General features: G+C 71.1%; 11 protein-coding genes. 9 read left to right on the top strand and 2 right to left on the bottom strand.

Going from position 1 to position 16,508, the window contains the following annotated elements; genetic code table 11:
- Positions 1 to 65 precede the first annotated feature (65 nt).
- Entirely contained in the window at positions 66 to 503 is a 438-nt protein-coding gene (locus tag F9C41_RS18865; protein ID WP_155388138.1) for a hypothetical protein, read from the bottom strand.
- A gap of 235 nt (positions 504 to 738) precedes the next feature.
- On the bottom strand, positions 739 to 1,371 hold the full coding sequence (locus tag F9C41_RS18870; protein WP_155388139.1) for a hypothetical protein: 633 nt from the start codon (positions 1,369 to 1,371) through the stop codon (positions 739 to 741).
- Positions 1,372 to 1,638: 267 nt separating this feature from the next.
- On the opposite strand from F9C41_RS18870, the gene F9C41_RS18875 reads away from it, so the two are divergent.
- The 9 genes from F9C41_RS18875 to F9C41_RS18915 all read left to right on the top strand — a co-directional run bounded on the left by F9C41_RS18875 (position 1,639) and on the right by F9C41_RS18915 (position 16,456).
- Positions 1,639 to 4,623 (top strand): S8 family serine peptidase, encoded by a 2,985-nt coding sequence (locus F9C41_RS18875; protein ID WP_230689742.1) that lies wholly within the window; start codon positions 1,639 to 1,641, stop codon positions 4,621 to 4,623.
- 147 nt (positions 4,624 to 4,770) lie between these two features.
- Positions 4,771 to 5,616, top strand: coding sequence for a potassium channel family protein (locus F9C41_RS18880; protein ID WP_196279841.1), 846 nt, complete (start codon positions 4,771 to 4,773; stop codon positions 5,614 to 5,616).
- Between the two features lie 150 nt (positions 5,617 to 5,766).
- Entirely contained in the window at positions 5,767 to 6,360 is a 594-nt protein-coding gene (locus F9C41_RS18885; RefSeq protein WP_155388141.1) for a TetR/AcrR family transcriptional regulator, read from the top strand.
- A 379-nt stretch (positions 6,361 to 6,739) separates the two neighbouring features.
- Positions 6,740 to 7,957: an MFS transporter gene (locus F9C41_RS18890; RefSeq protein ID WP_155388142.1), complete on the top strand. Its 1,218-nt coding sequence runs from the start codon at positions 6,740 to 6,742 to the stop codon at positions 7,955 to 7,957.
- A gap of 167 nt (positions 7,958 to 8,124) precedes the next feature.
- A complete protein-coding gene (locus F9C41_RS18895) occupies positions 8,125 to 9,609 on the top strand; it encodes a long-chain-fatty-acid--CoA ligase (protein WP_155388143.1) in 1,485 nt (494 codons plus the stop codon).
- Between the two features lie 165 nt (positions 9,610 to 9,774).
- Entirely contained in the window at positions 9,775 to 11,490 is a 1,716-nt protein-coding gene (locus tag F9C41_RS18900; protein WP_155388144.1) for an aldehyde dehydrogenase family protein, read from the top strand.
- Between the two features lie 172 nt (positions 11,491 to 11,662).
- Positions 11,663 to 13,366, top strand: a complete 1,704-nt coding sequence (locus tag F9C41_RS18905) for a GMC family oxidoreductase (RefSeq protein ID WP_155388145.1) — start codon at positions 11,663 to 11,665, stop codon at positions 13,364 to 13,366.
- 89 nt (positions 13,367 to 13,455) lie between these two features.
- The gene (locus F9C41_RS18910; protein ID WP_155388146.1) at positions 13,456 to 15,255 is read left to right on the top strand and encodes an alkyl/aryl-sulfatase; all 1,800 of its coding nucleotides are present in this window, start codon (positions 13,456 to 13,458) and stop codon (positions 15,253 to 15,255) included.
- A 208-nt stretch (positions 15,256 to 15,463) separates the two neighbouring features.
- A complete protein-coding gene (locus F9C41_RS18915; protein ID WP_155388147.1) occupies positions 15,464 to 16,456 on the top strand; it encodes a helix-turn-helix domain-containing protein in 993 nt (330 codons plus the stop codon).
- Positions 16,457 to 16,508: the final 52 nt, after the last annotated feature.

Consider the following 16,508-nt stretch of genomic DNA (forward strand, 5'->3'; position numbering starts at 1 on the left):
GGCCCGGTCTGAAACGGTGCTGAAACGGGGCTCCGCGTCGAGCGCGGAGCCCCGGTGGGGGGTGGTCAGGCCCGCAGGATGAGCGGCCGGCAGATGTAGATGACGTACGGCGGCCAGTAGACGACGATGCATTCCCACACGACGACGTCGCCGACCCCGATCTGGCGGGCGACCTGGTCGACAGTTGTGGCGGGCTCCGGGTGGTCGTAGTCACCCAGCCGCTTGACTCCGTCGGCGCCCTTGCCGGCCGCCACCGCCGCGATCTGCTCGGTGGTGAGCTCCCGCTCCGAGTTCACCAGCGTCACCTGCGACGGCGCGGGCAGCCGGCCGCCGAGCGTCTTCTCCGCCTCGGCCTGGATCTGCGCCAGCGCGGTTTCCGGCTTGAGATCGCGAACGGTCACGGTCTGCATTCCGCGGTCACCGGCTGTGGCCGGGCCGGCCACCACTGCGACCGCACTGACCACGGCCATGGTCAGCAGCGTCAGCCTTCTGCTCAGTTTCATCGCATTGCCTTTCCTCGAACCGGTAGGTGGGTGCTGGAGCACCCGTGGCCACACCGTGACATCGAGGCCTGACGTGGGTCTGAAGCGCGGCTGAAAGGCCAAACTGCCCGCTTGGTACTTCCTCTCGCCGAGCACGAAGCGGGTGCCCAGGCGTACGCGCCGTTGCAGGACGGGTAGGTGTCCAGGCGTGGCGCAGGCCCGACCGGCGGGTGTGTTCCATGAGTGCCGAAAACAGCTAAGCCAGCTCGGCGAGCCCCGCCTGATCGGTCACCTGCTGGGCGAACTGCGGCGCGGGGCGGCGCAACTCCACCGTGGTCCCGTTCCGGCCGGCCACGCCGCCGGCCACGACCGCCCAGCGGGCGTACGCAGACAGCACCACGGCGGCGATCGCGAAGACCGCCGGTGCGACCAGGACCGTCCAACGCACGATCTCGGCCAATGTGGATGGCTCGTCGTCGCCGAGCTGCTCGGGCAGCACGACCGGCACGTACAGGGCGCAGGAGACCGGCACAAGCACGAAGCAGACCGTCGCCGCCGTGACGAGGTTGGCCCGCCGCGCTCGGCAGGCCGGGCAGAAGCCCCACGCGGGCACGTCGACGATCTTGACCATGATGTTGTGGGTCAGCCAGGCGGCGAACAGTCCGGCGCCCAGTATGAGCAGGTACAGCTCGGGGTCGGGGTCGTCGAGGTAACGCGCCGCAGGATACGCAACGGGCAGCCCGGCCGCCACGACGAGCACCGCCACCGCGGCCTGCAGCCAGACCGGCGGTCGGGACCGGAACCGGGCGCTCGCGGTGTAGGTCACCGGATTGCCGTGGCGAGAGCAGACGGTGGGTGGGTTACTCGGCTGCGCGGGCACGAGGACCATGGCCGAATGCTACGGGTCGCGGGCTCCGCCATGGGGACGCCGGATCACGGCTGTGGGCAGTACTCTGCCGAGCTGAGCCCGACGTCGCGCAAACCGGTATCGCTGCGCTGATTCCTGAATGTCATGTGCCGAAGCGGCATTTGCCTCTGGTGCGCTCGAACCGCAATGTGCAACGATCCCTTCGCATCGCGGTAGGGCGTTTCAACGTCACCGGACCCACACCCCGTGGTCCCACGCTGCTATCGCCTCATTCAGGAGGACACCCCCGTGAGACTCGACCGACTGGCCGGCAAACGCCCGGCCTCGATGGCGCTCGCCGTCGTCACGACAGCCGCGCTCGCGGCTTCGGCGGCCGGCGGCGCCCAGGCCGCCCCGCCGACCTCGACGTCGACCGCGCTGTACCTGATCCAGACCGTGAGCGAGCCGGTCGCCAACTACGCGGGCGGGGTCAGCGGCTACGCCGCGACCCGGCCGGTCGCCGGTGAGCGCGTGGACGCGCACTCGACCGCGGCGACCAGGTGGCGTGACCGGCTGCGCGGCGAGCACGACGCCGCCCTGCGCGGCGCCCGGGTCGACGCGACCAAGAAGTCCTACGACTACGGCATCACGTTCAACGGTTTCAGTGCTCGGCTGACCTCGGCCGAGGTCGCGCGCCTGCGGGCCGACCAGGGTGTGCTGCGGGTCTGGAAGAGCGAGCAGCTGCAGGCCGACACGATCACCACCCGCGACTTCCTGGGCCTGACCGGCCCCGGCGGGGTGTGGAACAAGCAGTTCCAGGGTGACTCGCACGCCGGTGAGGGCGTCATCGTCGGCATCATCGACTCCGGCATCTGGGCCGAGAACCCGTCGTTCGCCCCGCTGTCCACGCCGCGCCCGGACCAGCGTGACATCAACAAGAAGTGGAAGGGCACCTGCGACGCCGGTGTCGAGCAGCCGGTGGCCTGCAACAACAAGCTGATCGGCGCGCGCTACTTCCACGCCGACGCCAACGTCAACGACGTCGAGTTCCTGTCGCCGCGTGACTACAACGGCCACGGCTCCCACACCGCCTCGACGACCGCCGGCAACTTCGGCGTGACCGCTTCCATCAACGGCGGCGTCGTCGGCACCGTCTCCGGTGTGGCGCCGGCGGCCCGCATCGCGGCGTACAAGGTGCTGTGGCACAACCCGGTCGCGGGCAACTCCTCCGGCGGCACCGCCGACATCGTCGCGGCGATCGACGCGGCCGTCGCCGACGGCGTCGACGTCATCAACTACTCGATCTCCGGCTCGAGCCAGTACGTCGTCGACCCGGCCGAGATCGCGTTCCTCAACGCCGCCGCGGCCGGTGTGTTCGTCTCCGCCTCGGCGGGCAACTCCGGTGACACCATCGGCGTGAGCAGCGTGGCCCACAACTCGCCGTGGCTGACCACGGTGGCGGCCAGCACCCACGACCGCGGCAACACCAAGACCGTGACCCTGGGCAACGGCGCCACCTACACCGGCGTCGGTGTCGGCGTCGCCGCCGGCCCGGCCACGCTGATCGACTCCAGCAGCGCCGGCCTGGCCGGTGCGGACCAGGCCCTGGTGGACCTGTGCTACCTCGGCACCCTCGACCCGGCGAAGGTGACCGGCAAGATCGTGCTGTGTGACCGGGGCGGCAACGCCCGCGTGGACAAGAGCGCCGCGGTCGCCCAGGCCGGCGGCATCGGCATGGTCCAGGCCAACACCAGTGCCGCGCAGTCGCTGAACGCCGACTTCCACTCGGTGCCCAGCATCCACCTCGACGCCACCGCAGGTGCCGCGGTCACCGCGTACGTCGCCTCGGCGGCGAACCCGACCGCCAGCATCTCCGCGGTCAGCACCACCCCCGTGCGGGCCCCGGCCATGGCCGGCTTCTCGTCCTACGGCCCGGCCCTGGCCGGCAACGGTGACCTGCTCAAGCCGGACATCACCGCGCCCGGCGCCGACATCATCGCGGCGGTGTCGCCGGCCGGCAGCGGCGGCAACAACTTCAACTCCCTCTCGGGCACCTCGATGTCGGCTCCGCACATCGCCGGTGTCGCCGCCCTGATCAAGAGCAAGAACCCGAAGTGGTCCCCGATGTGGATCAAGTCGGCGATGATGACGACGGCCAGCACCAAGGACAACACCGGCGCCCCGATCCAGTGGTCGCAGGGCGACGCGACGCCGCTCAACTACGGTGCGGGTCACGTCGTGCCCGGCAGCGCCTTCGACCCGGGTCTGGTCTACGACTCGACGCCGGAGCAGTGGCTGCAGTACGCGTGCGGCATCGGCCAGCTGCAGCTGATCACCGAGGAGGAGTTCTGCCAGTCGGTCGGCTCGATCGACCCGAGCGACCTGAACTACCCGTCGATCGCCGTCGGTGACGTGCCCGGTGCGCAGACCGTCACCCGCCGGGTGACCAACGTCAGCAAGAACTCCTCGGTGTACACCGCGCAGGTCAAGGCCCCGGCCGGGTTCACGGTCAAGGTCGAGCCCAAGACGATGACGGTCCCGCCGGGCAAGTCGAAGTCCTTCAAGGTCACCGTCACCCGCACCACCGCGGCCGCCGGCGCCTGGTCCTTCGGCTCGCTGACCTGGTCGGACCTGCGTAACCACAAGGTCACCAGCCCGATCGCGGTGCGCTACTCGGCACTGGCCGCGCCGGTCGAAGCCAACGGTTCGGGCACCAGCGGCAGCACCGCGCTGGCGCTGCGTACCGGCTTCGCCGGCACCCTGACCACCACCGTCGGCGGCCTGGTCGCCGCCAACGTCAGCAACCTGGCCTTCGCCGGGCCGAACCCGACCTTCGCCCCGGTGGAGTCGGACTCGGTCAAGAAGGTCACCGTGACGGTTCCGGCCGGCACGGCGGTGGCGCGGTTCTCGACCTTCGACGCCGACGTGCCCATGGGCACCGACGTGGACGTGTTCGTGTACCCGGCCGGTAACACCACCAGCCAGGTCGCCAGCAGCACCGGCGGCACGGCACAGGAGTCGGTGACCCTGCCGGCGGGCGCCTACGACGTGTACGTGCACCTGTTCGCCGCGGGCGGTGCGGTGACCATGCCGGGCAACGCCTGGGTCGTGCCCAGCACGGCGGCGGGCAACCTGACCGCGACGCCGGCCAGCCAGCCCGCGGCCGTCAACGGCCCCGCGACGGTCACCGCGACCTGGACCGGGCTCACCGCGGGCGTCCGCTACCTGGGCGTGCTCGCCTACGGCAACGGCAGCTCGCCCGTCGGCCAGACGGTGCTCTCCGTCAACGGCTGACCAGCAACGAGGTAACCAGGGGCGTCTTCCCGACACGGCCACGGCCGCGTCACCGGGAAGGCGCCCCTTGCGCGCTCCGACAACACGCTGCGGCGCGAGCCGCCCGGATCCCGAGCGCAGCGGCCCGGCACGGGCAGGATCTGTGATGTGAACGCGACGCAAGGCGCAAGCACCGAAGCGGTCCCGCGACGCGGACAGCCGCGAGATGCGGCGGCCGCGGCGGCGCTGGCGAAGTACGACCGCCTGGCCCGGCTTCCGATCATCCTGTCCGCGGTACTGCCGCTGATCATCGTCCCCGAGCAGGGCAACTGGGTCGCGGTCCTGATCGGCGTCGTCTCCTGGCTCGTGTTCGTCGTCGACTTCTTCACCCACCAGCGACTGCTCGTGAACTACGTCGGCACCCGCCTGGGCAAGTTCGACCTCGCCATCGTGATCCTCACCGCGCCGTGGTTCCTGCTCGCCGGCGCACACGGCGGCAGCATCGTGGTGGTCCTCCGCCTGGCCAGGCTCAGCCGGCTGCTGCTCGCCACCAAAGGCGTCCGGCGGCTGTTCGCCCGGTTGGGACGGGTCGCGATCATCGCCGCGGCGGTCCTGTTCGTCGGCGCCGCCATGGCCTACTTCGCCGAGCACCCCGTGAACCAGGAGTTCGCCACCTTCGGCGACGCTATCTGGTGGGCGACGGTCACCCTGACCACCGTGGGATACGGCGACATCGTGCCCATCACGACCGCCGGCCGCATCGACGGGGCGGCCATCATGTTCATGGGCGTCGCCCTGCTCGGCCTGCTCGCCGGTTCTCTCGCCAGCTTCTTCGGCCTGCAGCCCGAGGAGGCCGGAAACGGGCAGGAGGCGCCCAACGAGCCGGTGCTCGCCGAACTCGCCCTCCTGCGGGCAGAGGTCAAGGAGCTCGCCGGCCTGCGCGAGCAGCTGGCAGTGCTCACCCGTCACCTCGCTGCAGGAGACAAGTCCGCTCCGGACACCGGCGCCGAATGATCCACCGGCATCCGCCGGCCTGCCGTCCCTGCACCGGTGTGCGGCCCAGCCGCACGCAGTCCCTGGCGCAGCGCTGAACACCCTTACTGGGCGGGCTTCGCGGAACCAGGCCGGGCTTGGCGCGCGTCGCGCCGCCCGTAGGCTGCTGGCATGGCGGGTGCACGGGTGGAGCGGGGGCCGGGGCGGCCGCGACAGGAGCACGTCACGGGCGCGGTGCTGTCGGCGGTCCTGGAGTTGGTGACCGAGCAGGGGCTGCCCGCGGTCACGATGGATGCCGTGGCCGCTCGCGCCGGGGTGAGCAAGCCCGCCATCTACCGGCGCTGGCCGGGTAAGCACGATCTGTTCCTCGCGGCGGCGGAGGCCCGGATCGGGGAGCTCACCGTGCCTGATCTGGGCGATTTCCGCGCTGAGCTGCGGGCGGTGCTGGACGCGCGGCTGGATGTCTACCGGACTCCGGGCACGTCCAGGCTGCTGGCGGGGCTGATCGCGGCGGTGGAGGAGGACGGCGAGGTGCGCGGCGCCTATCAGCGGTACGTCTCCCGGATCATGGGGGAGACGAGAAAGATCCTCGAGCGGGGAATCGCGCGCGGTGACGTGCGTGCCGACGTCGATGTGCAGGCGGCGGCCACGCTGGTGGCGGCGCCGTTGATCTTTCGCCTGGTGATCGAGCAGGAGCTGCCCGACGGGCGGTTCGCCGCGGAGCTGGCCGACATGATCGCTCGCGCGGTGGGCTCGTCCGCCTGATCCGGTAGCGCCGCAAGACCTCCCACATCCGCTGCCGCGGCCTGCTCGACACCCTTGAGCTGGCGTCTTTGGCCCGTGGTGGCGGCAGATTTTCTACTGAGGGCTCTTGCGCCGCCGTATGCCTATAACGATACTACCGGTTACGAATCTAGCGTGTCGGAGGTCACGTGGATGGCGCGCCGGACGGCGCAGCGCCTCGTGATCGCCGGCGTCCCGCCCTGCTGCACCACCCGCACGCCGTCCCCCAGTCCATCGCAGCCACCGCGGAGCAATCGTGACCGACACCGAAGTCGCACCCGCAACGCCCGTAAGACCCTCCGGGAGGACCCCGGACAACCGCTGCCGCGCGTGGATAGTCACCGCCCTGCTGGTCACCTTCATGATGATCAACTTTGCGGACAAGTCGATCCTGGGCCTGGCCGCCGACCCGATCCGGGCAGACCTGGGCCTGTCCGCGACCCAGTTCGGCACGGCCAACAGCGCCTTCTTCCTGCTGTTCTCCATCTTCGGCGCGGTGGGCGGGCTGCTGGCCGACCGGGTGCGCCCGCGGTGGCTGCTGCTGGGCATGGTGCTGCTCTGGTCGGTGTCCCAGACCCCGTTGGCGCTGGGCGCGGGCGTGGCCATGCTGTTCACCTCCCGGATCGTGCTGGGCGCGGCGGAGGGCCCCGCCTTCCCGATCGCCCAGCAGACCGCCCTGTCCTGGTTCCCCAACAGCAGGCGCAACCTGCCCAGTGCGCTGGTCACCGCCGGCACCACGTTCGGCGTCGTGCTCGCCGCACCCGGCCTGACCTGGGTGATCACGGAGCACGGCTGGCGGTCCGCGTTCGGCGTGGTCGCCGTCGCCGGCGTCGTGTGGGCGCTGGTGTGGGCGTTCGCCGGCAAGGAAGGCCCCTACGCCGTCGCGACCGGCCCGGACGCCGACGTCGATGCGGCGGCCGCAGCCGCGTACGAGCCGACCCCGAGCAACGTCGGCTACCGGCGCATCCTGGGCACCCGCTCCTGGATCGGCGTCACCGCCGCCTACTTCGCCACCTACTGGATGGTCGCGCTGACCGTCGCCTGGCTGCCCTCGTACCTGCACGACGGGCTCGGCTACTCCAAGACCGCCTCGGCCAACCTGGTCGCGATGCTGTGGGCCGTCAACGCCGTGGCGCTGCTCGGCCAGGCCGGGCTGACCGGCTGGCTGCTGCGCCGCGGCGTCAGCAGCCGCTGGGCCCGCGCCCGGGTCGGCGGCATCACCCTGCTCCTCAGCGCCGCCGGCTGCCTGGCCCTGGCATTGGGCTCGGGCGGCCCGCTCACCGTGCTGCTGCTGGTCGCCGGGTTCGGGATCTGCGGCGTGATGGCGACCATCGCCGTCACCACCGTCGCCGAGATCGCGCCGGCCGCCCGCCGCGGCGGGGCCCTGGGCATCATGAACGGCGTCGTGACCACCGCGGGCCTGATCGCCCCCATCCTGGTCGGCCGCCTGGTCGACACCCAGGGCGCAGCCGGATACGGCAACGCGGTCCTGATCTCGGCAGCCGTGCTGCTGCTGGGCGGGATCGCCGCGGTCACGCTCGTCGACCCGGCCCGCGACAGGCAGCGCCTGGCGCAGTGACCCGCCACGCCACCCGGCCGCACGCCTCTGCCAAGCAAGCGGCGGCCGGGTCCGCGCCGCGCACGACCGCCCGCCGCGCCGACGTCCCCCGAGACCGCCGCGGCAGGCCGGCGCCGACAGCCGAAGAACCGATCCCCTTTGAACCGCATCCGATGGAGAACCCGATCATGACCAACCTCGCCCAGAACCTGGCCGACTCGGCCGCCCGCGACGGTGCCGCCCCGGCCATCCGGCTCGGTGACATCGTGCTGTCGTTCGAACAGCTCGACGCGGCCAGCGCCCGGGTGGCCGGGCTGCTGCGCAACCGTGGCGTGCGACCTGGAGACCGGGTCGGCGTCATGCTGCCCAACGTGCCGCAGTTCGCCGCGGCCTACTACGGCATCCTGCGTGCCGGCGCCGTCGTGGTCCCGATGAACGTGCTGCTCAAGTCCCGCGAGGTGGCGTACTACCTGAGCGACTCGCAGGCCAAGCTGGTGCTGGCCTGGCACGGGTTCGCCCAGGACGCCGTAGCCGGCGCGGCCGCCGCCGGCACCGACTGCGTGCTGGTGACGCCGGGAGAGTTCGAGGCGCTGCTCGGCGCGACCACGCCGCAGGAGGGGATCGTCGAGCGCGAGGCGAGCGACACCGCCGTCATCCTGTACACCTCCGGCACCACCGGCACGCCCAAGGGCGCCGAGCTGACCCACGCCAACCTGACCCGCAACGCGCAGGTCGCGATCGACCTGATCTCCATGACGCCGGGTGACGTCGTGCTGGGGGCGCTGCCGCTGTTCCACTCGTTCGGGCAGACGTGCGGGCTCAACGCCGCTGTCGCCGCCGGGGCGTGCCTGGCGCTCGTGCCGCGCTTCGACCCGCAGGCGGTGCTCGCCACGATCCACCAGCACCGCGTCACGGTCTTCGAGGGGGTGCCGACGATGTACGTCGCGCTGCTGGCCCACCCGCAGCGGTCCGAATTCGACGCGGACAGCCTGCGGCTGTGCGTATCCGGCGGCGCGGCGCTGCCGGTCGAGGTCATGCGCTCCTTCGAGGCCGCGTTCGGCTGCATCATCCTCGAGGGCTACGGGCTGTCGGAGACCTCGCCGATCGCGTCGTTCAACCACGCCGACCGTGCGCGCAAGGCCGGTTCGATCGGCACGCCGGTCGCCGGCGTGCAGATGGCGCTGCGCGACGTCGACAACGGCGTCGGCGAGATCGTCATCAGAGGCCACAACATCATGAAGGGGTACTGGGGCCGGCCGGACGCGACCACGGAGGCGATCGACGCCGACGGCTGGTTCCGCTCTGGCGACCTGGGCCGAGTCGACGACGACGGCTACTTCTTCATCGTCGACCGCAAGAAGGACATGATCATCCGTGGTGGGTACAACGTCTACCCGCGCGAGGTCGAGGAGCTGCTGTACGAGCACCCGGCGGTGCGTGAGGCCGCCGTCATCGGCGTCCCGCACGCCGAGCTCGGCGAGGAGATCTGCGCCGTGGTCGCGTTGAAGGCCGGCGCCGAGGTCACCGCGGACGAGCTGCGCGAGCACGTCAAGGCGCAGGCAGCCGCGTACAAGTACCCGCGTCACGTGTGGATCGTCGCCGAGCTGCCGAAGTCCCCGACCGGCAAGATCCTCAAGCGGGAGATCCAGGCCCCGGCCGACCTGGTCGCCTGACACCGCGCCGGCTTCACCCGGCACCCGGACACCGCCGCCTGCCGTGGGGAGGAGCGGCAGGCGGCGGCCTGCACCCGAACCCGCCGGGGCGCGTGCGCGGCCGCCTTCGCGTTCACGATCCTCGGCGACCTCCCGCCGAACCCAGCGCCGACAAGGACGACACCGATGACCGACAGCACCGCCACGACCGCGCAGCTGGACCAGATGATCGCCGAACTTCGCGACGGTGAACGAGCATGGGCCCGCGAGTCCCTCAGCTCCCGTCGCGCCCTGCTGCGCCAGCTGCAGGCGGCCGTCGCCGCCCACGCCGAACAATGGGTGCGTGTCGCCGGGGGCATCAAGCAGCTGGCCCCCGACTCGCCGCTGCTCGGAGAGGAGTGGACCAGCGGCCCCTGGGCCGTGCTCGGCTACGTCGACGCCCTGGCCGGCACCCTGGCCCGGCTGGAGCAGGGACGTGACCTGCTGGCGGGCTGCAAGGTCGGGGCCGCGCCGGGCGGCCGGGTGAGCATCGGCGTGCTGCCGCACAACACCTTCGACCGGCTGCTGCTCAGCGGTTTCCGGGCCGAGGTGTGGATGGAGCCCGGCGTCACCGAGCAGCAGACCCGCGAACGCGCCGGGCTGGGCCTGCGCGCGCCGGAGATGACGGCCGGCGTCGCCGTGGTGATGGGCGCGGGCAACATCTTCTCGATCGCACCGCTGGACGTGCTGTACCAGCTGTACGCGTACAACCGGGTGGTCATGCTCAAACTCAACCCGGTCGCCGACGCGCTGCTGCCGGTGCTGGCCGCGGTGTTCGCGCCGTTCATCAAGCGGGGCTACCTGCGCATCGTCAGCGGGGACGCCTCCGTCGGCGACCACCTGGTGACCCACCCGGGTGTCGACGCCGTACACCTCACCGGCAGCGAGGCCACCCACGACGCGATCGTGTGGGGCAGCGGCGAGGCTGGCCGGGCGTCGAAGGCCGCCGGCACACCGCGGCTGGACAAGCCCGTCACCAGCGAACTCGGCGGGGTGTCCCCGACGATCGTGATGCCCGGCCGCTGGTCGAAGGCCGACCTGCGGTTCCAGGCCGAGCACGTCGCCACCCAGCGCCTGCACAACAGCGGCTTCAACTGCGTTGCCGCGCAGATCGTCATCGTCAGCCGTGACTGGCCGCAGAAGCGGGAGTTCCTCGCCGCGCTGCGCGACGCGTTCGCGAACGCACCCGTCCGCCCGGCCTGGTATCCGGGCTGCGACGTGCGGGTGTCCGGTGCCCGGCGGGCGCATCCGCGCTTCGAGGCCGTCGGCGGCACCGCCGAACGCACCCTGCTGTGGGGCCTCGACCTGGGCGACGACGCCGAGCCGGCGTTCGGCACCGAGTATTTCGGCCCGGTCCTCGGCGTCGCCGAACTGCCCGGCACGGGCGCGGAGTTCCTGGACGCCGCGGTCGACGCCGCCAACGAGCGGCTGCACGGCACGCTCGGCGCCAACCTGGTGATCGATCCCCGTACGCGCCGGCAGCTCGGTCCGCGCCTGCGGGCCGCCATCGCCCGCCTGCGCTACGGGACCATCGGCGTCAACGCCTGGACGGGCGTGGGATACCTGACCGCCCGTGCCACCTGGGGCGCATTCCCCGGGCATCCGCTCGACGACATCGCCAGCGGCCGCGGCGTGGTGCACAACGCGCTGCTGCTGCACCGCCCGGAACGGACCGTGGTGTACGGGCCGTTCCGGCCGCTGCCGCGCTCGGTGATGACCGGCGAGTTCAGCCTCACCCCGAAACCGCCGTGGTTCCTGACCAACCGCACGGCCGCGACGACCGGCCGCCGGCTCACCGCGTTCGCCGCTCGCCCCCGCTGGTCGGCGCTGCCCGCCATCTTCGCCTCCGCGCTGCGGGGGTGAACTTTCCGGTCGGCGGCCCTTGCCTCGCCCATCGCTAATAACGATACTGGCGTTAACGGATTTGATGGCTCGGCACCCACGAGCCGCCGATGCGAGAACGCCGAAGGTGCACGCCACCTGGAACGAAGCGCTGCCCACGGTTTCTGACGCTGCTGCGGAAGGTATGCATGTCATGAGTACCCACGACTACGACGTCCTCGTCATCGGCTCCGGCTTCGGCGGATCCGTCTCTGCCCTGCGTCTGACCGAGAAGGGCTACCGCGTCGGGGTGATCGAGGCAGGCCGGCGCTACACCAGCGAAGAACTGCCCAAGACGTCCTGGGACGCGCGCAAGTTCGTCTGGGCCCCGGCCCTGGGGCTCTACGGCATCCAGCGCATCCACCTGCTGCGCGACGTCGTGATCCTCGGCGGCGCGGGCGTCGGCGGCGGATCGCTGAACTACGCCAACACGCTCTACAAGCCGCTCGCGCCGTTCTTCGACGACCCGCAGTGGGCCCACATCACCGACTGGCGCGACGAACTCGAGGCGCACTACGAGCAGGCCCGGCGCATGCTCGGGGTCACCATGAACCGCACCGTCACCGAGGCCGACAAGGTCCTCAAGTCGGTGGCCGACGACATGGGAGTCGGCGCCACGTTCACCCTGACGCCCGTGGGCGTGCTCTTCGGCGAGGACGGCCAGAAGCGCGGCACCGAGGTCGACGACCCGTTCTTCGGCGGCGCCGGACCCAGGCGCAACACCTGCATCGAGTGCGGCTCGTGCATGACGGGCTGCCGTTACAACGCCAAGAACACCCTGGACAAGAACTACCTGTACCTGGCCGAGCGCAACGGCTGCGAGATCCACCCGATGACCACGGTCGTCGACGTCAAACCGCTGCCGGCAGGCGGGTACGCCGTGCACACGGTGAGCACCGACAAGTCGGCGCGCCGCAGGCGCAACCGGCGCACCTTCACCGCCGAGCAGGTGGTGTTCTCGGCCGGCACGTACAACACCCAGAAGCTGCTGCACCGCCTGCGCGACACCGGGTCGCTGCCGCGCATCTCCGCCAAGCTCGGTCAGCTGTCCCGGACCAACTCCGAGTCCATCCTCGGGGTCAAGGCACGGGCCAAGAACATCGCCTACACCCAGGGCGTCGCGATCACCTCGTCGATCCACGTCGACGAGAACACCCACATCGAGCCCGTGCGCTACGGCAAGGGCAGCAACCTGATGGCGCTGCTGCAGACCGCGCTCACCGACGGCGACCAGCGCCACCCACGCTGGGTCACCTGGCTCAAGACGCTGGCCACCCAGCCGCGGCAGTGGACCTGGTTCTCGCCGAAGAACTGGTCCGAGCGCACGATCATCCTGCTGGTGATGCAGGCGCTGGACAACTCCATCACCGTCCGCGGACGCAAGAGTCTGCTCGGCGGCTACAAGCTCACCTCCGGCCCCGGCCACGGCCAGCCGAACCCGTCCTGGATCCCCGCCGCCAACGACGCCGCCCGCCGGGTCGCCGACAAGATCGACGGCATCGCCGGCGGCACCATCGGCGAGATCGCCAACATCCCCCTGACCGCCCACTTCATCGGCGGCTGCCCGATCGGCGACACGCCCGAGACCGGCGTCGTCGACCCGTACCACCGGCTCTACGGCCACCCGGGCGTCCACGTCGCCGACGGCTCGACCGTGTCGGCCAACCTCGGCGTCAACCCGTCGCTGACCATCACCGCCCAGGCCGAGCGCGCCATGTCGTTCTGGCCCAACCGCGGCGAGCCCGACCCCAGGCCCGCGCTGGGCACCGCATACGAGCGCCTGGCCCCGATCGCGCCACACCGGCCCGCCGTGCCCGCAGGCGCGCCGGCCGCCCTCGGCACGGCCGCCGCGCCGTAGTCGCCCGACGCTCGGCCCCATGACCGGCCAACGGCCGACAGCCCAAGATCTCAAGCACTTCCCAGGTGTACACGCACGGAGGTTCCGCAATGGACAGCGCCCCCGACTTCGACGACCGGACCGACATCGACAACGCCGACCGGGGCTTCGTCGCCGCCCTGACCCCAGGTGTCGTCACCGCTGCCGACGGACGGGTCGTGTGGGACGCCGACGCGTGGTCCTTCCTCGACGACGAGTGCCCGGACACGGCGAACCCGAGCCTGTGGCGGCAGAGCCGGCTGTGCGCCCGCCAGGGCCTGTACGAGGTCACCGAGGGCATCTACCAGGTACGCGGCCTCGACATCTCGAACATGACCATCGTCGAGGGCGACACCGGAATCATCGTCATCGACCCGCTGCTCAGCGTAGAGACCGCCGCGGCGGCGCTCGGCCTGTACCGTGCCCACCGCGGCGACCGCCCCGTCACCGCACTGGTCTACTCGCACTCCCACGCCGATCACTTCGGCGGCGCCGCCGGCGTCACCGACGGCAACGTCCCGATCCTCGCGCCGGTCGGCTTCATGGAGCACGCCGTCGCGGAGAACGTGTACGCCGGCACGGCGATGACCCGCCGGGCCGGGTTCATGTACGGCGCGACGCTGCCGGTCGGCCCGACCGGGCAGATCGGCTTCGGGCTGGGCAATGCCACCTCGTCCGGGACCGTGTCGCTGTTCCCGCCCACGATCGACGTCACGCACACCGGGCAGCAGGAGACCCTCGACGGCGTGCGGATCGTGTTCCAGCTGACGCCGGGCACCGAGGCGCCGTCGGAGATGAACTTCCTGTTCCCCGACCACCGCGCCCTGTGCCTGGCCGAGAACGCCACACACACCATGCACAACGTGCTGACCCTGCGCGGTGCGCTGGTCCGCGACGCCCGGATCTGGTCGCGTTACCTGACCGAGGCGATCACCATGTTCGACGGCGCGGCCGACGTCGTGTTCGCCTCGCACCACTGGCCCACCTGGGGCCAGGACAACATGGCCCGATACCTGACCGAGCAGCGTGACCTGTACGCCTACCTGCACGACCAGACGCTGCGGCTGGCCAACCAGGGCCACACCGGCGCCGAGATCGCCGAGATGATCCAGCTGCCGCCGGCACTGGACGCGGCGTGGCACGGACGCGGCTACTACGGGTCGGTGTCGCACAACGTCAAGGCCGTCTACCAGCGCTACCTCGGCTGGTTCGACGGCAACCCGGCCAATCTGTGGCAGCACCCGCCGGTCGAGACCGCCAAACGCTACGTCGACTGCTTCGGCGGCCTCGACGCCGTCCTGGCCAAGGCACGCGACTACGTCGACGCCGGGGACCTGCGATTCGCCGCGCAGCTGCTGCAGCACGCCGTGTTCGCCGACCCCGACCACGGCGGTGCGAAGGAACTGCTCGCGCAGGCGTACGAGAAGCTCGGCCACGGCGCGGAGAACGGCATCTGGCGCAACTTCTACCTCACCGGCGCGCAGGAGCTGCGCCACGGACCCGACGTCACCCCGGTGGACCTCGGCGGCGGCATGGCCGCGGTGCTGTCCATCGAGCAGATCTTCGACACCCTGGCGATCCGGGTCGACGCGCCGAAGGCCTGGCACGACACCATCACCGTCGACTGGGCGTTCACCGACCTGGGCCAGTCGTACCGCACCACGCTGCGCAACGGGGTGCTCGTCCAGCAGCAGAACCCGCCCGCCGGGCAGCCCGACCTCAGCCTCACCCTGACCAAGCCGCAACTGCTGGGCATGCTGGCCGGCAAGGGCCTCGGCGGCATCGCACACGACGGCGATCTCAGCGCTCTGCAGCGAATGCAGGGCTACCTCGACGCGCCCGACCCGCGGTTCGCGATCGTGACGCCCTGACCGAGCCGCACCGAGGGACGCGGCAATGACCGCCCGCTGAGCGGGACAAGCGGCAGTGGGACCGAGCATCGGCACGGGGGCAGGTGTCTCGGGCAGGCGACTGCCCGGGCCCGGCCTGTCACCGGCGTTCCCACTGGAGGCCTGCGGAGGCCTCACGTGATGGCGCATACTCTCCCCGCTGCACCAAGCGGAAGGGACCAGGTCACCGATGCTGGACGTGCTGGGGCTCGACCCCACCGACGAGAGCGTCTACCGGGCACTGCTCGGACGGCCCAACTCCACCACGACGCTGCTGTCGGACCTGCTCGCCGCACCCCAGGCCGACGTCGACAAGGCCCTGTCCCGCCTGGTCGAGTGGGGCCTGGCGATCAGGTCGCCCGGAGAGCAGTTCACCGCCACGCCGCCGGCCATGGCCCTCGGCGCACTCATCAGCCGGCACCGAGACCGGCTGCGCACGGCCGAACAGGCACTGGTGAGTTTCGCCGAGCAACACCGCGCGGCCGTGACCGGACGCGACATCAACGACCTGATCGAAGTCGTCACCGGCGTCGACGCCATCCGCCACCGCTTCCTGCAGGTGCAGCAGGCAGCCCGTACGCAGGTCCGCAGTTTCATCACCGCGCCGTTCGTCGCCGTGCCGCCCGAGCAGAACTCGGCCGAACCCGCGGCCATCGGCCGCGGCGTGCAATTCCGGGCGGTGCTCGACCGGGCCGTGCTCGCCGAGCCGGGCATCGTCGCCGACGCCATCGCATCGCTGCGCAACGGCGTGCAACTGCGGGTCGCCGATCAGCTGCCGATGAAGCTGGTGCTGGCCGACGCCGACCTCGGCCTCGTCCCGCTCGCTCTCACCCCGGCAGGCGAGCCCGGGGCGGTGCTGCTGCACCGCAGCGGACTGCTGGACGCGCTGGACGCGCTGTTCGAGACGGTGTGGCATGCCGCTCACCCGCTCAAGCTGACGAGCAACGACGGCGAACCCGAGACCGTCGCCGAGTCCGGCCCGCAGGGCCCGACCGATCTCGACCGCAGAATCCTCACCCTGCTGCTTGCCGGGCTGACCGATCAGACGGCTGCGGCACAGCTGGGTCTGTCACCACGCACGCTGCACCGGCGCCTGCGCAATCTCATGGACATCGCCGGCGTCCAGACCCGGATGCAGCTCGGTGGTTACGCCACCCGACGAGGCTGGGTCGACGCGCACTGACCGTGGTGCCTTCCAAGTTGGATCAAGAAAGGACACCCTTGAGGGAGGGGGA

Origin of the sequence: Catellatospora paridis (assembly GCF_009720365.1) — a bacterium.
Lineage (GTDB): Bacteria > Actinomycetota > Actinomycetes > Mycobacteriales > Micromonosporaceae > Catellatospora > Catellatospora paridis.

Bases quoted from the DNA above. Each gene is read 5' to 3' on its own strand.
- F9C41_RS18865 (WP_155388138.1), bottom strand. From the start codon at position 503: ATGAAACTGAGCAGAAGGCTGACGCTGCTGACCATGGCCGTGGTCAGT.
- F9C41_RS18870 (WP_155388139.1), bottom strand. From the start codon at position 1,371: ATGGTCCTCGTGCCCGCGCAGCCGAGTAACCCACCCACCGTCTGCTCT.
- F9C41_RS18885 (WP_155388141.1), top strand. From the start codon at position 5,767: ATGGCGGGTGCACGGGTGGAGCGGGGGCCGGGGCGGCCGCGACAGGAG.
- F9C41_RS18890 (WP_155388142.1), top strand. From the start codon at position 6,740: ATGATGATCAACTTTGCGGACAAGTCGATCCTGGGCCTGGCCGCCGAC.
- F9C41_RS18895 (WP_155388143.1), top strand. From the start codon at position 8,125: ATGACCAACCTCGCCCAGAACCTGGCCGACTCGGCCGCCCGCGACGGT.
- F9C41_RS18900 (WP_155388144.1), top strand. From the start codon at position 9,775: ATGACCGACAGCACCGCCACGACCGCGCAGCTGGACCAGATGATCGCC.
- F9C41_RS18905 (WP_155388145.1), top strand. From the start codon at position 11,663: ATGAGTACCCACGACTACGACGTCCTCGTCATCGGCTCCGGCTTCGGC.
- F9C41_RS18910 (WP_155388146.1), top strand. From the start codon at position 13,456: ATGGACAGCGCCCCCGACTTCGACGACCGGACCGACATCGACAACGCC.
- F9C41_RS18915 (WP_155388147.1), top strand. From the start codon at position 15,464: ATGCTGGACGTGCTGGGGCTCGACCCCACCGACGAGAGCGTCTACCGG.